Origin of the sequence: Streptosporangium sp. NPDC023963 (assembly GCF_040639135.1) — a bacterium.
Classification (GTDB): Bacteria; Actinomycetota; Actinomycetes; order Streptosporangiales; family Streptosporangiaceae; genus Streptosporangium.
The window spans coordinates 279,421-295,972 of sequence record NZ_JBEZZK010000006.1 but is presented as its reverse complement, the minus strand read 5'-3'; the positions used below and the strand labels follow the sequence as shown (position 1 = coordinate 295,972).

Annotated in this window: 16 protein-coding genes; 10 read left to right on the top strand and 6 right to left on the bottom strand. The window is 71.8% G+C overall.

Translation table 11 applies throughout. The features are described from left to right. Positions 1-31: 31 nt before the first annotated feature. From AB0F88_RS21130 to AB0F88_RS21120, 3 genes are all read right to left on the bottom strand, one after another. Positions 32-1,471: an FAD-dependent monooxygenase gene (locus AB0F88_RS21130; RefSeq protein WP_362686309.1), complete on the bottom strand. Its 1,440-nt coding sequence runs from the start codon at positions 1,469-1,471 to the stop codon at positions 32-34. A gap of 1 nt (position 1,472) precedes the next feature. Continuing rightward, a complete protein-coding gene (locus AB0F88_RS21125) occupies positions 1,473-2,078 on the bottom strand; it encodes a PadR family transcriptional regulator (protein ID WP_362686306.1) in 606 nt (201 codons plus the stop codon). A gap of 171 nt (positions 2,079-2,249) precedes the next feature. Continuing rightward, positions 2,250-3,014, bottom strand: a complete 765-nt coding sequence (locus AB0F88_RS21120) for a hypothetical protein (RefSeq protein WP_362686303.1) — start codon at positions 3,012-3,014, stop codon at positions 2,250-2,252. A gap of 215 nt (positions 3,015-3,229) precedes the next feature. Here AB0F88_RS21120 and AB0F88_RS21115 point away from each other — a divergent pair, with 215 nt between their 5' ends. The 5 genes from AB0F88_RS21115 to AB0F88_RS21095 all read left to right on the top strand — a co-directional run bounded on the left by AB0F88_RS21115 (position 3,230) and on the right by AB0F88_RS21095 (position 7,665). Beyond that, on the top strand, positions 3,230-4,234 hold the full coding sequence (locus AB0F88_RS21115; protein ID WP_362686300.1) for a MoxR family ATPase: 1,005 nt from the start codon (positions 3,230-3,232) through the stop codon (positions 4,232-4,234). Then, complete coding sequence (locus AB0F88_RS21110; protein ID WP_362686297.1) at positions 4,231-5,211, top strand: DUF58 domain-containing protein; 981 nt, start codon at positions 4,231-4,233, stop codon at positions 5,209-5,211. The genes AB0F88_RS21115 and AB0F88_RS21110 overlap by 4 nt, the downstream gene beginning before the upstream one ends. Then, positions 5,208-6,155 (top strand): VWA domain-containing protein, encoded by a 948-nt coding sequence (locus tag AB0F88_RS21105; protein ID WP_362686294.1) that lies wholly within the window; start codon positions 5,208-5,210, stop codon positions 6,153-6,155. Before AB0F88_RS21110 ends, AB0F88_RS21105 begins: the two co-directional genes overlap by 4 nt. Positions 6,156-6,308: 153 nt before the next feature. Continuing rightward, positions 6,309-6,920 carry a methyltransferase gene (locus AB0F88_RS21100; protein WP_362686291.1) on the top strand — a complete coding sequence of 204 codons (612 nt, stop codon included), beginning with the start codon at positions 6,309-6,311 and terminating at the stop codon, positions 6,918-6,920. 187 nt (positions 6,921-7,107) lie between these two features. After that, positions 7,108-7,665: a TrmH family RNA methyltransferase gene (locus tag AB0F88_RS21095; protein ID WP_362686288.1), complete on the top strand. Its 558-nt coding sequence runs from the start codon at positions 7,108-7,110 to the stop codon at positions 7,663-7,665. Between the two features lie 22 nt (positions 7,666-7,687). Here the strand turns inward: AB0F88_RS21095 and AB0F88_RS21090 are convergent, their stop codons facing one another. Continuing rightward, positions 7,688-9,448, bottom strand: coding sequence for a cytochrome b N-terminal domain-containing protein (locus tag AB0F88_RS21090; RefSeq protein ID WP_362686285.1), 1,761 nt, complete (start codon positions 9,446-9,448; stop codon positions 7,688-7,690). A 271-nt stretch (positions 9,449-9,719) separates the two neighbouring features. On the opposite strand from AB0F88_RS21090, the gene AB0F88_RS21085 reads away from it, so the two are divergent. The 4 genes from AB0F88_RS21085 to AB0F88_RS21070 all read left to right on the top strand — a co-directional run bounded on the left by AB0F88_RS21085 (position 9,720) and on the right by AB0F88_RS21070 (position 13,535). Then, positions 9,720-10,517 (top strand): glycerophosphodiester phosphodiesterase family protein, encoded by a 798-nt coding sequence (locus AB0F88_RS21085; RefSeq protein ID WP_362686282.1) that lies wholly within the window; start codon positions 9,720-9,722, stop codon positions 10,515-10,517. Between the two features lie 128 nt (positions 10,518-10,645). Further along, on the top strand, positions 10,646-12,001 hold the full coding sequence (locus AB0F88_RS21080) for an MFS transporter (protein WP_362686279.1): 1,356 nt from the start codon (positions 10,646-10,648) through the stop codon (positions 11,999-12,001). A 148-nt stretch (positions 12,002-12,149) separates the two neighbouring features. After that, positions 12,150-12,494: an RNA polymerase-binding protein RbpA gene (locus AB0F88_RS21075; RefSeq protein ID WP_089205581.1), complete on the top strand. Its 345-nt coding sequence runs from the start codon at positions 12,150-12,152 to the stop codon at positions 12,492-12,494. Between the two features lie 216 nt (positions 12,495-12,710). Then, complete coding sequence (locus AB0F88_RS21070) at positions 12,711-13,535, top strand: isocitrate lyase/phosphoenolpyruvate mutase family protein (RefSeq protein ID WP_362686276.1); 825 nt, start codon at positions 12,711-12,713, stop codon at positions 13,533-13,535. Between the two features lie 119 nt (positions 13,536-13,654). On the opposite strand, the gene AB0F88_RS21065 is transcribed toward AB0F88_RS21070, so the two are convergent. Together AB0F88_RS21065 and AB0F88_RS21060 are read right to left on the bottom strand one after the other, a co-directional pair. Next, positions 13,655-14,857, bottom strand: a complete 1,203-nt coding sequence (locus AB0F88_RS21065) for a PP2C family protein-serine/threonine phosphatase (protein ID WP_362686273.1) — start codon at positions 14,855-14,857, stop codon at positions 13,655-13,657. 216 nt (positions 14,858-15,073) lie between these two features. Next, positions 15,074-15,334, bottom strand: coding sequence for a hypothetical protein (locus tag AB0F88_RS21060; RefSeq protein ID WP_362686270.1), 261 nt, complete (start codon positions 15,332-15,334; stop codon positions 15,074-15,076). A 247-nt stretch (positions 15,335-15,581) separates the two neighbouring features. On the opposite strand from AB0F88_RS21060, the gene AB0F88_RS21055 reads away from it, so the two are divergent. Continuing rightward, positions 15,582-16,454: an MHYT domain-containing protein gene (locus AB0F88_RS21055; protein WP_362686267.1), complete on the top strand. Its 873-nt coding sequence runs from the start codon at positions 15,582-15,584 to the stop codon at positions 16,452-16,454. The last annotated feature ends 98 nt before the right edge of the window (positions 16,455-16,552 follow it).

Sequence of the window (16,552 nt, the reverse complement as noted above, 5' to 3'; positions counted from 1 at the left end):
GAACGCGGGGGCGGCCGCGGATCGCCCGTCCTCAGGGGCGCGCCACCGCCGCCTCTTCCGCTGCCGCGCCGTCGGTCCACAGGCGGCCGAAACTCATTCGCTTGACCGGCGGCAGGGTGTCGCACAGGCGGAACCAGGCCTTCGCGCCGCGCCGGACGAGGGGACTGCCGGAGATCATGAACTCCGCGAACCTCGCGGAGGTGCGGACGGCGCCGAAGCCGTACTCGCGCATCCGGGTCTCGTAGCCGCCTATGGCCTCCGTCAGGGTGCCCCGGCCCCGCTGGAACGCCGCCAGCCCGCTCGCCAGCAGGGCGGCGTCGCGCAGCGCCGTGTTGGCGCCGAAGCCCATCGCGGGCGTCATGTTGTGGATGGCGTCCCCGAGCAGCGTCACCGGCGTCGCGGGCCACGGGCCGACGGGGACGGAGGTCTTGAACGGCATCAACTGGACGCTGGCCGGATCGGCCTCGGCGACCAGGCGGCGCAGGGCGGGATGCCAGCCGCGGGTCATCGTCCCGGCCAGGTCCTTGAGCCCGTCGCCGTCGAGGTCCGCGGCCCCGGCCGGATAGGTCCCGTGAGGGGCGACGAGGGCCCACAGCACGTAGTCCTGGAGGTCGTCGGCCAGGGACCTCAGGTCGAGCCCGAACCCGGCGAGGCCGCTCTCCAGATCGGCGAGGCCCCCTTCCCGCGCGGTGCGGCCTGCCCCTCCGGCGGCGGGCCCGGGCGCGCGGGCGGGATCGGCACCCGCCCCCCTGGCGAGGAGGCTCTCCGCCCTGCGCCTGCCGTTGAAGGCCGCGGTGAACATGGCGCTCCCGCTCGGCGGCAGGACGAGGTTGAGCCCGTCGGCGAGGTTTCCCGGCAGCCACCCGCGGACCTCGTCGTCCAGCGGCAGCCGGGCGCCGATCGCGAGCGCGCCGGTGTCGACGCGGCGGGCCCGCGGCAGATACTGGCTTCGTACGCGCGAGTTGGCGCCGTCCGCGCCGACCAGCACGTCCCCGGTGGCCGAGGTGCCGTCGGCGAAGAAGGCGACGATCCTGCCGTCCGGCCTCACCTCGTAGCGCTGGAACGTCCTGCCGTGGTGGACGACGCCCTCCAGCCCGGCCAGCAGGAGCCTGCGCAGGGTGGTGCGGCTGACCGCGTACTGGCCGCCCGAGGGGTCGGCGGCCCCGCCGGTCATCACGCTCTCCTCCACGAACACGAGCTCCCGCAGCCGGTGGGTGTGGAAGCCGAAGCCGGGGCCGGGGTGGCCGGAGGTGGCGAGGAACGCCTCCCACAGCGGGCCCGGCAGGCAGCGGTGCAACGCCCGGCTGCCGATCTGGTTCAGATGGATGCGGTAGCCCCGCACCCAGCCGGTGGCGTCGCGCTCGCGCTCGTAGACCTGGACGTTCACCCCGGAGGGCAGCAGCGCCTGGGCCAGCGCCAGGCCTCCTATGCCGCCTCCGATGACGAGGACGTCGAGTGGTTTTCCGGGCATGTCAGGCTCCTTCGCCTTCGTTGTCGCCTTCGTTGTCGCCAGAGGGCGTCCCGGGGGGTCTCCCGGCGGCGCCGATGAGCCGGGGCAGTTCCTCGAGCAGCGTCTCGTGCCAGGTGATCTCCGCCCGCAGGCGGACGAGGGTGTGGTCGAAGCCGAGCGGTTCCAGGCCGCGGAGGTGGGGGGTGGCCGCCTCCCTCAGCCGCTGCCAGGTCTGGAGCTCGGCGGTGAGCTTGCGGTGCCGGTCCTCGATGACGGCCCGCAGCTCCCCCTCGCCCAGGTCGGAGCTGAGCTGGAGGGCGAGGTCCACGGGATCGGGCCGCAGGCGGGTGTCTCGCAGGGCCGCCTCGCGCAGCGACTCCAGCTCCAGCCCGCCGTCCTCGGTGATCGCGTAGACGGTCCGCGCGGGGAGGTTGCCCTGCTGCTCGGTGCGCACCGTCTCGATCACCCCTTCGGCCTCCATCCGGTGCAGTGCCCCGTACAGGGACCCGACCTTGATGTCGGTCCACAGCTCGGTCCGGTCCGTCTGCGCGCTCTGCCGGATCTGGTGACCGTGCATCGGCCCCCGTCGGGCCAGCGCCCCCAGGATGAACAGTCGTGTACTACTCATGCGACTACTCAAACACGAGTAGGTGGAAGTAGTCAATTATGAGTACTCGTAGACGAGTACCCGGACGGCGACCATCCACGGGATCAATCCGGCCGCACGCCCACCGGGCTCGCCTCGAGCCCGACGGGCGTGTCCGGCCCCGACGCGTCCGGACGCCCCCTGGAGGGCTCCCTAGATGGGCTCGCCCTCGTTCTCGTCGCCCTCCTGCGGGCCGGGCGTGCCGGTCCCGCTCTGGCTCGGCGACGGCGAGGGGGTGGGCCGGCCCGGTTCGGGCGTCGCCGGGACCGGCGGCGGGGTCGGGATGAACACCGTGGGCGGCAGCGGCCTCGGCAACGGCTCGAAATCGTCTTCCCTGCGCAGCAGGAACCAGACCATCAACGCCAGCAGCACGAGCAGCACGGTCAGCACGACCCCGGCGATGATCACGGACCTGCGGGTCTCGGTCGGCGGCGGCGCGCCCTTGGGCGGCGCGGGCAGCGCGGGCGAGCGGTCGCCCACCCAGTGCGGCGCGAAGTCGGGGCCGTGCTGCTCGCCGATCAGCGTGCCGCTGACCAGCACCGGCTCCAGGAACCGCTCCGCCCCGGCCCTGTCGGGCTCGTACGGCGTGGCCACCCACGGGGCGCTCCCGCCGTCCATCGCCAGCACCTGCGGGATCGTGTCGGCCACCGCGGTGCGCGTACGTGTCGCCCTGGCCATCCAGCCCCGTACGCCGGAGCGGCTCGCCGTCGCGTCGCGGACCCCGGTGACGAAGCGGTCGCGGGCCGCCGGGTCGAGCGCCGCCCCCTTGGTCAGCACCGCGACCGAGACGGCCCGGCCGTCGGGCGCCAGCCCGAGGTAGACCAGCCCGGCGGGTCCCACGCGCAGGCGGGCCTGCACGAGGAAGGGCCCCAGCTGGGGCGGGTCACCGTACTGGAGTGGAGTGGCCACGTCTGACATGAAAGCACACCCGGCCGATCACACCACGCCCCGCGGGTGCCGGGATCGGGCCGCCCCGCGGGCATGCGAGAGGCACGCGGGAGACGCGCGAGAGGCGCCTCGCGGGCACGCGGCGGGCACGCAGCGGGCACGCGGCGGGCACGCAGCGGGCACTGGCAGGAAATACGGAGCGGGCCCGTCGTGCGAGCCGCCATTTCATTTGATGGAATACCGACATGACCGTCGCCGAAGAACTGCCGAGCGAGACCGACACCGGATTGCTGCGCGACGCCCTGACCGAGGTCCGGCGGGTCATCGTCGGGCAGGAGCACATGGTGGAGCGGTTGCTCGTGGCGCTCCTGGCCAGGGGCCACTGCCTGCTGGAGGGTGTGCCGGGGGTGGCCAAGACCCTGGCGGCCTCGACCCTGGCCACGGTGGTCGGCGGGGAGTTCGCCCGCATCCAGTTCACCCCGGACCTGGTCCCGAGCGACATCGTGGGCACCCGGGTGTACCACCCCTCCCGCGAGGCCTTCGACGTCGAGCTCGGCCCGGTGTTCGTCAACTTTCTGCTCGCCGACGAGATCAACAGGGCTCCGGCCAAGGTCCAGTCGGCGCTGCTGGAGGTCATGGCCGAGAGGCAGGTGACCCTCGCCGGGGAGACCCATCCGCTGCCGAGGCCGTTCATCGTGCTGGCCACCCAGAACCCGATCGAGTCGGAGGGCGTCTACCCCCTCCCCGAGGTCCAGCGCGACCGGTTCCTGTTCAAGGTCCGCGTCACCCATCCCAGCGCCCACGAGGAGCTGGAGATCCTGCACCGGATGAGCGTGACCCCGCCGATCCCCAGGCCGGTGCTCGACCCCGCGCGGCTGGCCGCGCTGCAGGCCATGGCCGACCAGGTCTCGGTCCACCAGCTCGTCGCCGACTACGTGGTCAGGCTCGTGATGGCCACCCGCTCCCCCGCCGAATACGGCCTGCCCGAGCTGCAGGAGAACATCGAGATCGGCGTCAGCCCCCGGGCCACCCTCGGCCTGGTCGCCGCGGGACGCGGCCTGGCGCTGCTGCGCGGCCGCGACTACCTGCTCCCCGACGACGTGCGCGACGTGGCGGTGGACGTGATGTCCCACCGGCTGATGCTCACCTTCGACGCCATCGCCGACGGGATCGACCCCGAGGACGTGGTCCGCCAGATCCTCGCCGCGGTGCCGCCCCCGCTCGTCGTCTGGAACCAGGGCCCCCGGTGACCGGCCTCGAAGGCGCCGGCGATCCCGACCTGGGTACGGCCGAGCAGGCGTTGCGGCGGCTGGAGCTCACCATCGTCCGGCGCCTGGACGGGCTGCTGCAGGGCGCCCACCAGGGGCTCCTCCCCGGCCCTGGAAGCGAGTTCGGCGACAGCCGCGTCTACGTGCCCGGCGAGGACGACATCCGGCGGATGGACTGGTCGGTGACCGCCCGCACGACCGTCCCGCACGTGCGCGACCTGATCGCCGACCGGGAGCTGGAGACCTGGGCCCTGGCGGACCTGTCGCCCAGCATGGACTTCGGCACCGCCGGCATGGAGAAGCGGGACCTGGTCGTGGCCGCCGTCGGGGCGATCGGCTTCCTGTCGGGCCGGATCGGCAACCGCTTCGGCACGTACGTCCTGCACGACGAGTACGTCCACCGGATGCCCGCCAGGAGCGGCCGCCCGGCGCTGTACGGCCTGCTGCACTCGCTGATGGACGCCCCCAGGGGCCGGGTCGTCGCCGGTGCCCCCGACCTGGCCGAGGCGATCGAGATCCTGGCCTCGGCGCGGCGGCGGCGCGGTCTGCGGGTGATCGTCTCCGACTTCCTCGACCCCGAGCCCACCCTCGATCCCGGCCTGGAGCTGCCCTGGGAGCGGCCGATCCGCCGGCTCGCCGCCCACCACCAGGTGCTGGCCGTCGAGGTGATCGACCCTCGCGAGCTGGAGCTGCCGCCGGTGGGGCTGGTCAGCATGACCGACCCGGAGACGGGGCGGAGCCGCCAGATCCAGCTCACGCCCAGGGTCCGCCAGGCGTACGCGGAGGCCGCCGCCGCGCAGCGGATGACCAACCAGGTGGCGTTGCGCCGCTGCGGGGTGGCCCACCTGGTGCTGCGCACCGACCGCGACTGGGTGTTCGACATCGCGCAGTTCGTGCTGCGGCAGCGTCGCATGGCGCACCTGACCCATCGGCCCCCGAGGTCGGGAGCGACACGGTGACCTTCCTCTCTCCGGCCTGGCTGTGGCTGTTCGCCGCGCTGGCGCTGCTCGTGGCCGGCTACGTGGCCGCCCAGTTCGCCCGGCGCCGCTACGCGCTGCGCTTCACCAACCTGCCCCTGCTGACGCTGGTGGCCCCGGCCGGGCCCGGCTGGCGGCGGCACGTGGCCCCGGCGCTGTTCCTCGTCATGATGAGCCTGCTGATCGTGGGCGCGGCCCGTCCCGCCGACTCGGTGCGCATCCCCCGCGACCGGGCGACGATCATCATCGCGCTGGACGTCTCGCTGTCGATGGAGGCCGACGACGTCCAGCCGAACCGGATCACCGCGGCCAAGGAGGCCGCCCAGAAGTTCGTCGCGGACCTGCCGGAACGGTTCAACGTCGGGCTGGTCGCCTTCGCCCGTTCCGCGTCGGTCGTGGTCTCGCCCACCACCGACCACCAGGCGGTCGGCACCTCCCTCGGCACCCTCAGCACCCGGGCGGGCACCGCGATCGGCGAGGCGGTGTTCAGCTCCCTGGAGTCGCTGCGCTCCTTCGACCAGCAGGCGGTGACCGACCCGCCCCCGGCCGCGATCGTGCTGCTGTCCGACGGCGACAACACCTCGGGACGTTCGGTGGCCGAGGCGATCGACTCGGCCAAGGCCGTACGGGTCCCGGTCTCCACGATCGCCTACGGCACCCAGGAGGGGACGGTCTCGATCGACGGCCGCGACGTGAACGTGCCGGTGAACAAGGCCACCCTGCAGACCCTGTCGGAGGGCACGGGCGGCCGGGCCTACGAGGCGGAGTCGGGCAGCGAGCTGAAGCAGGTGTACGAGCAGATCGGCACCTCGCTGGGCTACCGGACGGTCAACCAGGAGATCACCCAGTGGTTCGTGGTGGCGGCGGTCCTGGCCGGGCTGCTGACCGCCGGGGTGTCCCTGCTGCTGGGGTCGCGGATCCCCTGACCCTCGCGCCCCTCATCCGGCGGGGGCGGGCGTACGGGCGGTGGTCGCGGCCGGGGGGTGCCGGGGGCCCGGGGGCAGGGCCGAGGGCGCCGGGGGTACGGCCGGGGCGCGGCCGCCCTGAGCCGGTCCCGGCCGTTGGTAACGTTCTACGACGTGGCACATTACTTCGAGGAGCGTCCGGAGACCGCGGGCCGTCCCGGCTCGGTCACGCTCGTGCTCCCCGACCTCCATCTGAGACTGGAGACCGACAGCGGGGTGTTCTCCGCCGAGCGCGTCGACCAGGGCACCCGGATCCTGCTGGAGAGCGTCCCCCCTCCGCCTCCGGGCGGCGACCTGCTCGACCTGGGCTGCGGCTACGGGCCGATCGCGCTGACGATGGCCTCGCGCGCCCCGGAGGCGACGGTCTGGGCGGTGGACGTCAACCGCAGGTCGATCGAGCTGTGCGCGAGAAACGCCAGGGCCGCCTCCCTTGACAAAGTAAGGTCGATGCATGTCGACGAGGTCCCGCCGGAGGTGCGGTTCTCCGCCATCTGGTCCAATCCGGCGATCCGCATCGGCAAGGCCGCGATGCACGAGATGCTGACCCGCTGGCTGTCACGCCTCACCCCGGACGGCGTCGCCCACCTGGTGGTCCAGAAGCACCTGGGCTCCGACTCCCTGCAGCGCTGGCTGAACGAGCGAGGCTGGCCCGCCGAGCGCGTGGCCTCCCGCTCCTCGTACCGGATCCTCCGGGTGGAGGCGCGCCCGGAGGCGGAGCCGCGGTGAGCCCTCCCGCTCCCCCGCGAGCACGCCTGCGCGACGGGCATGAGCGGACGGGCACGAGCGGACGGGCACAGGGCACAGCCGGCCGGGCACGAGCGGACACGGGGCGGCGGCACGGTGGCGGGCGAGAAGCGGATCACCGCGAAACACGCGGAACGAACGAGGAACGACGAGGAACGGTGAACGACCGATGACGGCGAACCCGCGCAGGCAGCTGCGCCCGACCGATGTCAAGCGCCTCAACCGCACCTGGCGGAGGAACACCGAGGGGCGGCTGGCCCTGATCCTGGAGTCGGTGACCGGCCCGTTCAACATCGGCTCCATCTTCCGCACGGCCGCCGCCTTCGGCGTGGAGCGGATCTGGCTGGCGGGCAACGCCACGCCGCCGACCAACCCCAAGGCGCAGAAGACCGCGCTGGGCACCGACCGCCTGGTGGCCTGGGAGGAGCCGGTCCCCGTCCTGGAGGCCGTACGGGCGGCCAAGGAGGACGGGTTCGCGGTGGTCGCGGTGGAGCTGACCGGGGACGCCGTGCCGCTGTCCGAGGCCAAGCTGGGCGGGGACGTGTGCCTGGTGGTGGGCAGCGAGGATCACGGGTGCTCCCCCGCGCTGCTGGAGGCCGCCGACGGCGTCTGCTACATCCCGCAGGTCGGCCGGGTCGGCTCGTTCAACGTCGCGGTGGCGGCGGCGATCGCGGTGGCCGAGGCCCGCCGCCAGGAGTGGGCGGGCAAGGTGCCGCCCGAGGAGTGAGGGCGCGCGGCCGCCGGACCGGTCACGGCGCCCTGTTCTCGTCCGTTCCCGGCCCGACGGCCGCGCGCCCGGCACGGTCACGCCCGTCGTGCCCGTCATGCTCGCCGTGGCCAGCGCGATCACCCCCGTCATGGCCGTCACGCTCGCCGCGGCCGGCGTGCTCACCGCGGCCGTCGTGGCCGTCGTGGCCGTCGTGGTCCCGGTCGCCGTCGAGCGGGACCTTCTCCCCGCCGTACGCCCTGCTCATCATGGCGCGCAGCCTGCGGAGCGGGTGATGCTTCCCGTTGTGCGCCGGGACACCGTCCCCGTCGCCGTCCTCGGCCGTCCCCGCGAGGATCGGGACCGGCTCCTTGCCCCGCACCTGGGCCTCGATGGACTCCATGGGCGGGACGTGGACCTCGATGTACTCCCCCGTGGGACGGCGCTTGATCACACCGGTCTCCACGCCGTGCCCGAGAGCCTCGGCGTCGCGGCGCTGCAGGCCCAGGCAGATCCGGTAGGTGACGTAGTACGCCACGGCCGGACCGAGGAAGACCAGGACCCTGCCGGTGTAGATGATCTCGTTTATCGAGAGGCGGGAGTTCGCGGCGATCACGTCGGTGGCGGCCATCAGCCACAGGACGCCGTAGAACGTGACCGCCGACATGCCGATCGCGGTGCGGTGCGGGTTGTTGCGGGGGCGGTCGACGATGTTGTGCTCGCGGCGGTCCCCGGTGATCCATTGCTCGGCGAACGGGTACAGGACCAGGCCCAGCAGGATGATCCCCAGCGGGAGCAGCGCCGGGACGATCACACTCATCGGCAGCGTGAAGCCCAGGAAGTTGATCTCCCAGGAGGGCATCAGGCGCAGCGAGCCGTCCAGGAACGCCAGGTAGAAGTCGGGCTGGGAGCCCGCCGAGATGTCGGACGGCGTGTAGGGGCCGTACAGCCAGACGGGGTTGATCTGGGCGAAGGTGCCCAGCAGCGCGATGACGCCGAAGGTGAACATGAAGTAGGCGCCCGACTTGGCCATGAAGGAGGGGTAGGTGGGCGCGCCCACCACGTTGTCGTTGGTGCGGCCCTTGCCCGGCATCTGCGTGTGCTTCAGCACCCACGTCAGGATCAGGTGGGCGGTGATGAGCGCCAGCAGGATGCCCGGCAGGAGCAGGATGTGGATCGAGTAGAACCTCGGGATGATCTCGTCTCCGGGATACTCGCCGCCGGTGAGGAAGAAGGTGAGCCAGGTGCCGACCAGCGGCAGTGACTGCGCCACGCCGGCGGTGATCCGCAACCCGGCACCGGACAGGAGGTCGTCGGCCAGCGAGTAGCCGGTCAGGCCCTCGAGCAGGGAGAGGGCCAGCAGCGCGACGCCGATCAGCCAGTTCAGCTCGCGCGGCTTGCGGTACGCCCCGTTGAAGAAGATCCGGAGCATGTGGATCATCATGCCGCCGATGAACAGCAGGGCGGCCCAGTGGTGCATCTGCCGCATCAGCAGGCCGCCGCGCACGTCGAAGCTGATGTCCAGTGTCGAGGCGTACGCCTCGGACATCGCGATGCCCTTGAGCGGCGAGTAGGAGCCGTTGTAGACGACCTCCTCCATGACGGGCTTGAAGAAGAACGTCAGGAACGTGCCGGTCAGCAGCAGGATGACGAACGAGTAGAGAGCGATCTCGCCCAGCAGGAAGGTCCAGTGGTCGGGGAAGATCTTCCGCATGTTCCGCTTGAGGAATCCCGCCGTGCCGAGACGGTCGTCGGCGAACCCGCTCACGCTCGCCAGGCGTCCGGACGTGCTTCCCTTGCTCATGCGCGGCCTCCGTTCTCACGGACCTCCGCCTCGACGTCGCCGCGCCCCGGAGAACCGGAGACCGGAAACCGGAAATCAGGCGAAACGGCGAGGTCGGCCGTGGACAACCAGGTATCTCCCATCATCCACGGCGATGGGCAGGTCAGGGCAAAGCCCTGCCCGGGGTCCGGCCGCGTCGGGGCCGTCTCCGTGTCCCTTCCGGAGCCTTGTGATCCAAACGTTCACCCGCCCGCGATGACGCGTCCAGCTCGCAGGGGGCATACTCCTGCACGTGCAACGCCGTTACCCCTTCCTCGACCATCCCGGCCCCCTGCCCTTCGCCCACCGGGGTGGAGCCGCCGAGGGCAGGGAGAACACCTTCCCCGCCTTCGAGCGGGCCGTGGAGCTCGGCTACACCTACCTGGAGACCGACGCGCACGCCACCGCCGACGGGGTGCTGCTGGCCTTCCACGACCACACCCTGGACCGGGTGACCGACCGCCGGGGCCGGATCGCCGAGCTGCCGTACCGGCTGGTGCGCGAGGCGCGGATCGGCGGCGTGGACGAGATCCCGCTGATGGAGGACCTGCTGGGCTCGTGGCCCGAGGCGCGCTTCAACATCGACGTCAAGGAGTCGGCGGCCATCGCGCCGCTCGCCCGGGCGATCGGCAGGACCGCCTCCCACGACCGGATCTGCCTCACCTCCTTCTCCGAGGCGCGGCTCGCCAGGGCCCGCGCCGCGATCGGCCGCGAGGTGTGCTCCTCACTGGGCCCGCGCGGCGTGGCGACCCTGCGCGCCGCCGCCACCACCTCCGGGTACGGCCGCCTGCTCGCCCGCCTGGCCCGCGCGGGCGTGCCGTGCGCGCAGGTGCCGGTGGGCTTCCGCGGCCTGCGGATCACCACGCCCGCCCTGATCCGCACGGCCCACGCGCTCGGCATGCAGATCCACGTGTGGACCGTCAACCACACCGGAGTGATGGAACGCCTGCTCGATCTCGGCGTGGACGGCCTGATGACCGACAACATCTCGGGGCTGCGCGACGTGCTGGAGTCCCGCGGCCAGTGGTATCCAGGTCGTCTCGCCGCGTAAGCCGCGTGAGCCGCGTGAGCCGCGTAAGCCGCGCGGGCGCGAGTCCCCTCCCCGCCCGTTCCCCGTTCCCCGCTCCCCCGGTTCCCCCGATTCCCCTCCCCCGCCCCCCGACAGACCGAGGACCGCTCATGACCTCCGAACAGGCCGTCGAGGACTCCCCCCAGTCCCGGCGCCGCGAGCAACGCGGCTGGTACTTCTACGACTGGGCGAACTCCGCCTTCCCGACCACCGTCCTGACGGTCTTCCTCGGCCCCTACCTGACGACGATCGCGGAGACCGCCGCGCAGGGAAGCCAGTACGTGGACGTGATCGGGTTCGACGTGCGGCCCAGCGCCTACTACTCCTTCGTGGTGGGCTTCGCGGCCGTCCTGCAGATCATCCTGATGCCCGTCGTGGGCGCGCTGGCCGACCACACCGGCCGCAAGAAGGAGCTTCTCGGCCTCTTCGCCTACCTCGGCGCCGGTGCGACCGTCTGCTTCTGGTTCGTCGCCGACGGGCGCTACCTGCTGGGCGGCGCGCTGTTCCTGGTGTCCAGCGTCGCCTTCGCCGCCGCGTTCGTGATCTACAACTCGTTCCTGCCGGAGATCGCCACGGCCGACGAGCGCGACAAGGTCTCCGCCAGGGGATGGGGTTTCGGCTACCTCGGCGGCGGCCTGCTGCTCGCCCTCCATCTGGTGCTCTTCCTCTACCACGAGTCCTTCGGCGTCGCCGAGGGCGAGGCCGTGCGCATCGCCCTGGCGTCCGCGGGCCTGTGGTGGGGCGGGTTCACGATCATCCCGCTGCTGCGGCTGCGCAACCGGCGAGGACTCGCCCCCGGCATCGAGACGACCGCCCAGGCCGTGACCGGCAGCTTCCGCCAGCTGGGCCGCACGACCAGGGATCTGCGGCGCTACCCGCTGACCCTGGGCTTCCTGATCGCCTATCTCATCTACAACGACGGCGTGCAGACCGTCATCTCCTTCTCGGCCACCTATGCCGACAAGGAGCTCGGGCTGGACCAGGAGGTGCAGATCCAGGCGATCCTGATGGTGCAGTTCGTGGCCTTCTTCGGCGCGCTGCTGCTCGGCCGGCTCGCCGCCTCGTACGGGGCCAAGCGGGTCGTGATGGTCGCGCTGATCGCCTGGATCGCCGTGGTGGCCGTGGCCTACTTCCTGCCCAGGGGTTCGGACTTGCCGTTCTTCGCGCTGGCGTTCGCCATCGCGATCGTGATGGGCGGGACCCAGGCCCTGTCGCGATCACTTTTCTCCCACGTGATCCCGAAGGGCAAGGAGGCGGAGTACTACAGCCTGTACGAGATCAGCGACAAGGGCTCGACGTTCCTCGGCTCGTTCACCCTCGGCCTGGCGCTCCAGCTGACCGACAGCTACCGCCTGGGCATCATCTCTTTGGTGATCTTCTTTGTGCTCGGTTTCGTACTGCTCGCCCTCATCGACCTGCCAAAGGCCATCAGAGCGGCGGGAAACCGGGTGCCGGAACGCATCTGAGAAACCCCCGAAAAGAGGGCCCTTCACAGACCGGGTCAAGAACGTGCGATTGGATCACCCTGTCTGTGGGAATCCACACACGGTATCAAGCGTTGTACGCCGTGGGAGACGAACCCCTCACGACGGGGCCCTCAGGAGGCATTCAGACATGGGCGAGCGTGCGCTACGCGGCACCAGACTCGGGGCGACCAGCTACGAGAACGACCGCAACACCGATCTGGCCCCGCGCCAGGAGGTGTCCTACACCTGCCCGAAGGGTCATCGATTCGACGTTCCGCTTGCCGCTGAAGCCGAGATCCCGGCGACCTGGGAGTGCCGCATGTGCGGCGCGACCGCCCTCCGGGTGGACGGCGAACTGCCGGAGGCAAAGAAGGCCAAGCCCCCACGGACGCACTGGGACATGCTGCTGGAGCGCCGCACGATCGAGGACCTGGAGGAGGTGCTCAACGAGCGCCTGGCGATTCTACGCGCCCAGCGCCGCAAGAGCGCCTGACCGATTCGGAGAGTTCGGAGAGTCGCGGACCCTCGGCCCCCACCAGGGCCGGGGGTCCTCGCTTCCCCGCTCCCGGAGGCCCGGCCCGGCCGCGGAAGGGCATCCGGCCCCGCCCCCGGCGGAGGCCCGAGCGGAGGCCCGAGGGGGAAGTGGCCCAATCGACTGGGGCGGCATTGGCTCTTAAGATCGGCCCTTTCCTCCCCTAGTGTCACTCCCATGACCACTTCTACCAGCGAGGACACCGGCGGCACCGCATCGACGGCCCGCGGAAGAGCCTCGGCGCTGCGGGCTCTGCACGTACCCGGCCGTCCGCTGGTGGTCCCCAACGTCTGGGACGCCGCGTCGGCCCGCGCCGTCGAGGCGGCGGGCTTCCCGGTGATCGCCACCGGCAGCGCCGCGATCGCCTCGGTGCTCGGGTACGAAGACGGCGAGGAGACGCCCGTCGGGGAGATGCTGGCCGCGATCGCCCGGATCGGCCGCTCGGCCGGCCTGCCCGTCACCGCCGACATGGAGCGCGGCTACGGGCTGGAGCCCGCGGAGCTGGTCGAGCGGCTCGCCGCCACGGGGGCGTCCGGCTGCAACCTGGAGGACTCCGACCCCCGTACCGGGGCGATGGCCGACGCCGGCGAGCAGGCCGCCTACCTCGGCGCCGTCAGGGCCGCCGCGACCGCCGCGGGCGTGGACCTGGTGATCAACGCCCGGGTCGACACCTACATCCACGGCACGGGGAGCGCCGAGGAGAGGCTGGCCGAATCGGTGCGGCGGGGCCGCCGCTACCTGGAGGCGGGCGCCGACTGCATCTATCCGATCTTCGCGGCCGAGGCGGGGGCCGTCCGCGCGCTGGTCGAGGGGATCGGCGGGCCGGTCAACATCCTTTTCCGCCCCGGCACGCCGTCGCTCGCCGAACTGGCGGACCTCGGGGTGGCCCGCGTGAGTTTCGGCCACGGCCTGCACGAGGCCGTACGGGCGTACGCGGCCCGGATGCTCGCGGCGATCCGGGACGGTGAGAGCCCCTACCCTCCGGGGCTGTCCGCGCCCTGACCCCGGCGCCCCGACCCCGGCGTCCCGGCACCTACCTGACCCCGGCGTCCCAGGCACCTGACCCCGGCGTCCCAGGCACCTGACCCCGGCGTCCCGGCACGGCCTCCCCGGCGCCCGGCTCAGAGGCGCAGTTTCCCCTGGGCGCCGCCACGCCACTCCACCAGCAGGACGGTCGCGTCGTCCTGCAGCCTCCCGTCGTGGTACTCCAGCACGCCGCGGACCAGGCGGCGCAGGGTCTCCGGTACGGGAAGGCCATCGGCGTTGCGGCGGATGATGAAGTCGACGAAGCGCTCCAGGCCGAACTCCTGCCCCAGCCGGTTGCGGGCCTCGGTCATGCCGTCGGTGTAGAGGAGCACGCGGTCGCCGGGTTCGAACTGCTCCCTGCACGGGGTCACGGCCAGCCCCAGGCCGAGACCCATCGGGTGAGCGGGCGGGCACTGCAGGGTGGCGACCCAGCGCCCTCTCCTGATCACCACCGGAGGGTGGTGTCCCCGGTTGACCCAGGTGAACACGCCGGTACGCATGTTCAGGTCGGCCAGGATCCCGGTGGCGAAGCGGTTGCCCAGGCCGAACTCCTCGATCAGCACCTCCTCGATCCCCTCGCTGACCTCGACGAGGTCGGCGCCCTGGCGGCGGCGGTTGCGGCAGGCGGCCACCGCGAGGTTCGCGGTCAGTCCCGCGGACGCGTCGTGGCCCATCGCGTCGAAGATGGCCAGGTGGACGGAATCGCCGGCCAGCGCGTAGTCGAAGGCGTCGCCGCCGAGCTCGTAGGCCGGTTCGAGCGCGGCGCCGATCACCACCTTCTCGGTGGCGAAGGTGAGAGGCGGCAGCAGGTTCCACTGCATCTCTGCGGCGACGTTCATCGGCCGGGTCCGCACCAGCCGGGCGTAGGAGTCGCTCTGGGAGTGCTTGCTCACCACCAGCATCGCGGTGATGGACGCGAGATGCCTCATGTCCTCCTGGGCCCGTTTCGCGTTCGTCCCCGGCCGGAGGCTGACCCGCAGTATCCCGAGGCGTTCGGTGCCGTCGAGCAGCGGCACCCACCAACGGCCCGGTTCGTCTTCCGAGGAGGGCCTGGACAGGACGCGCACCTCCTGGAAGGCCCGGCCCGCCAGGGTCCCGTCGATCCGCAGCTCGCCCTTCTCCCGCTCCGTCTCCTCACCGGCGCCACGGCCGGTCAGCGGGCGCAGCACGTCCTGCTGCAGGTCGGCCAGGTAGATCAGCACGTCGTGCAGCCCGACGTGGGCGGCGTGCTCCTCGACGAGGGCCGGCAGATCCTCCATCGCGCTCATGTGGCTGGCCTCGGCCAGTCCCGCGAGCATTCTCGCGCGTCCTTCGTAGGGCCTCATCCTGCCGTTCCCGCGATTCCCGTCCGTTCGCGGTACAGATGACATGGATCCGTCCACGACCACTCCTCGACACTCACGCCACCACCGGGCGTCCGGCGCGGGCGGCGCGTCCGGCGTCCATCCAGGACCCCTACCCCCGCCGGGGGGATTGACCCGGCTCCCCCGCGCCCCCTCCGGGAAACCGGTGGATCACCACTCGTCGGCGGGCAGGTCGACGCCGTCGACGCGGTCGTAGATCACCACTCCGTCGGACAGCCTGACCACGCGCACCCTCCTGGCGAGCCCGGCCGTCTCCAGGTCACGAGCCGAACGCACCGCGTGCCGGGGGAAGTGGTAGCGGTCGCGGGTGCTCCCGTGCGGCTCGTCGCGCTCGCAGAGGACCTCGTAGCGGTCCTCCGGCCATATCGGAGGCGGCGGCGTCTTCCGTCCTTGACCGGTGAACCTGGTCATCGACCCTCCTCCTCTCGGAATGTTCACTTCACGTGAGCGGAACAGTCACCGAGTGATCGTTTTAGACATTCTTAATCACCCCATTATGGCCATTCGGAACCTCAGAACTGTAAGGTGAGCACCCCTCGCAGTGATTGGTCGGTCAACCAATCGCGACCCGGGCCAGCCCACGACCGATCCCGCACGCCGCCGGACCCGACCTCTCTTTGGCACGTTCCAATCCTCCCCCGCCCGCCAGGAGCCCGCCATGCCTGCCATCGACCATTTCGCCTACGGGTTCGTCACGCCGGCGGCCTCGTACATCATGTCGAGTATCGGCTGCCTGCTGGGGCTGCTGCTCACCGCGCGGGCACGCGGGGCGGAGGACGGCTCGCGCGCGCTCTGGCTCGGCGGCGCGGCCCTGTCCATCGGCGGGACCGGCATCTGGGTGATGCACTTCATCGCGATGATGGGCTTCGACGTGCAGGGCACGCCGATCCGCTACGACGTACCGCTGACCGTCGCGTCCGCGCTGCTCGCCGTCGTCGTCGTCGGCGCCGGCCTTCTCCTGGTCTCGCGCAGGGAGGACAGCACCGGCGCGCTCCTCGGCGGCGGGCTGCTCACCGGCCTGGGCGTGGCGGGGATGCACTATCTGGGCATGGCGGCCGTAAGCATGTCCGCGCACGTGAGCTACGACCCCCTCCTGGTCGGGTTGTCGCTGCTCATCGCCGTGGTCGCGGCGACGGTGGCGCTCTGGTTCAGCGTGCGCGTACGCGGGGCGCTCGCCACCACCGGCGCCGCCCTGCTGATGGGACTCGCGGTTAATGGGATGCACTACACCGGCATGTTCGCCATCGGCGTCGGTACGCACGACGACGCCGCGCCGGCGAGCGGGGCGCAGGGGATGGACTTCATGCTGCCCCTGCTCGTCGGGATCAGCCTGCTCACCCTCGGACTGCTCCTGGCCATCTTCCTGTCCCCCTCCGAGCAGGAGCTGCGCGAGGACGCGGAACTCCAGTCGCAGCTGCGGCGCGACCGCGCGGGCGACGACCGCCACCCCGCCGGGCCGATGGAACCCCACGCGCAGCCGAACCGGCGGCGCGAGCCCTCCCTGTTCGACGACCACGGCCCCGGGCGCTGACCGGGCACCCTCTCGGACACCGGGCACCCTCTTGGACAGAGGGCCCGGCTGGACAAGGGGCCCGGCTGGACAAGGGGCCCGGCTGGACAAGGGGCCCG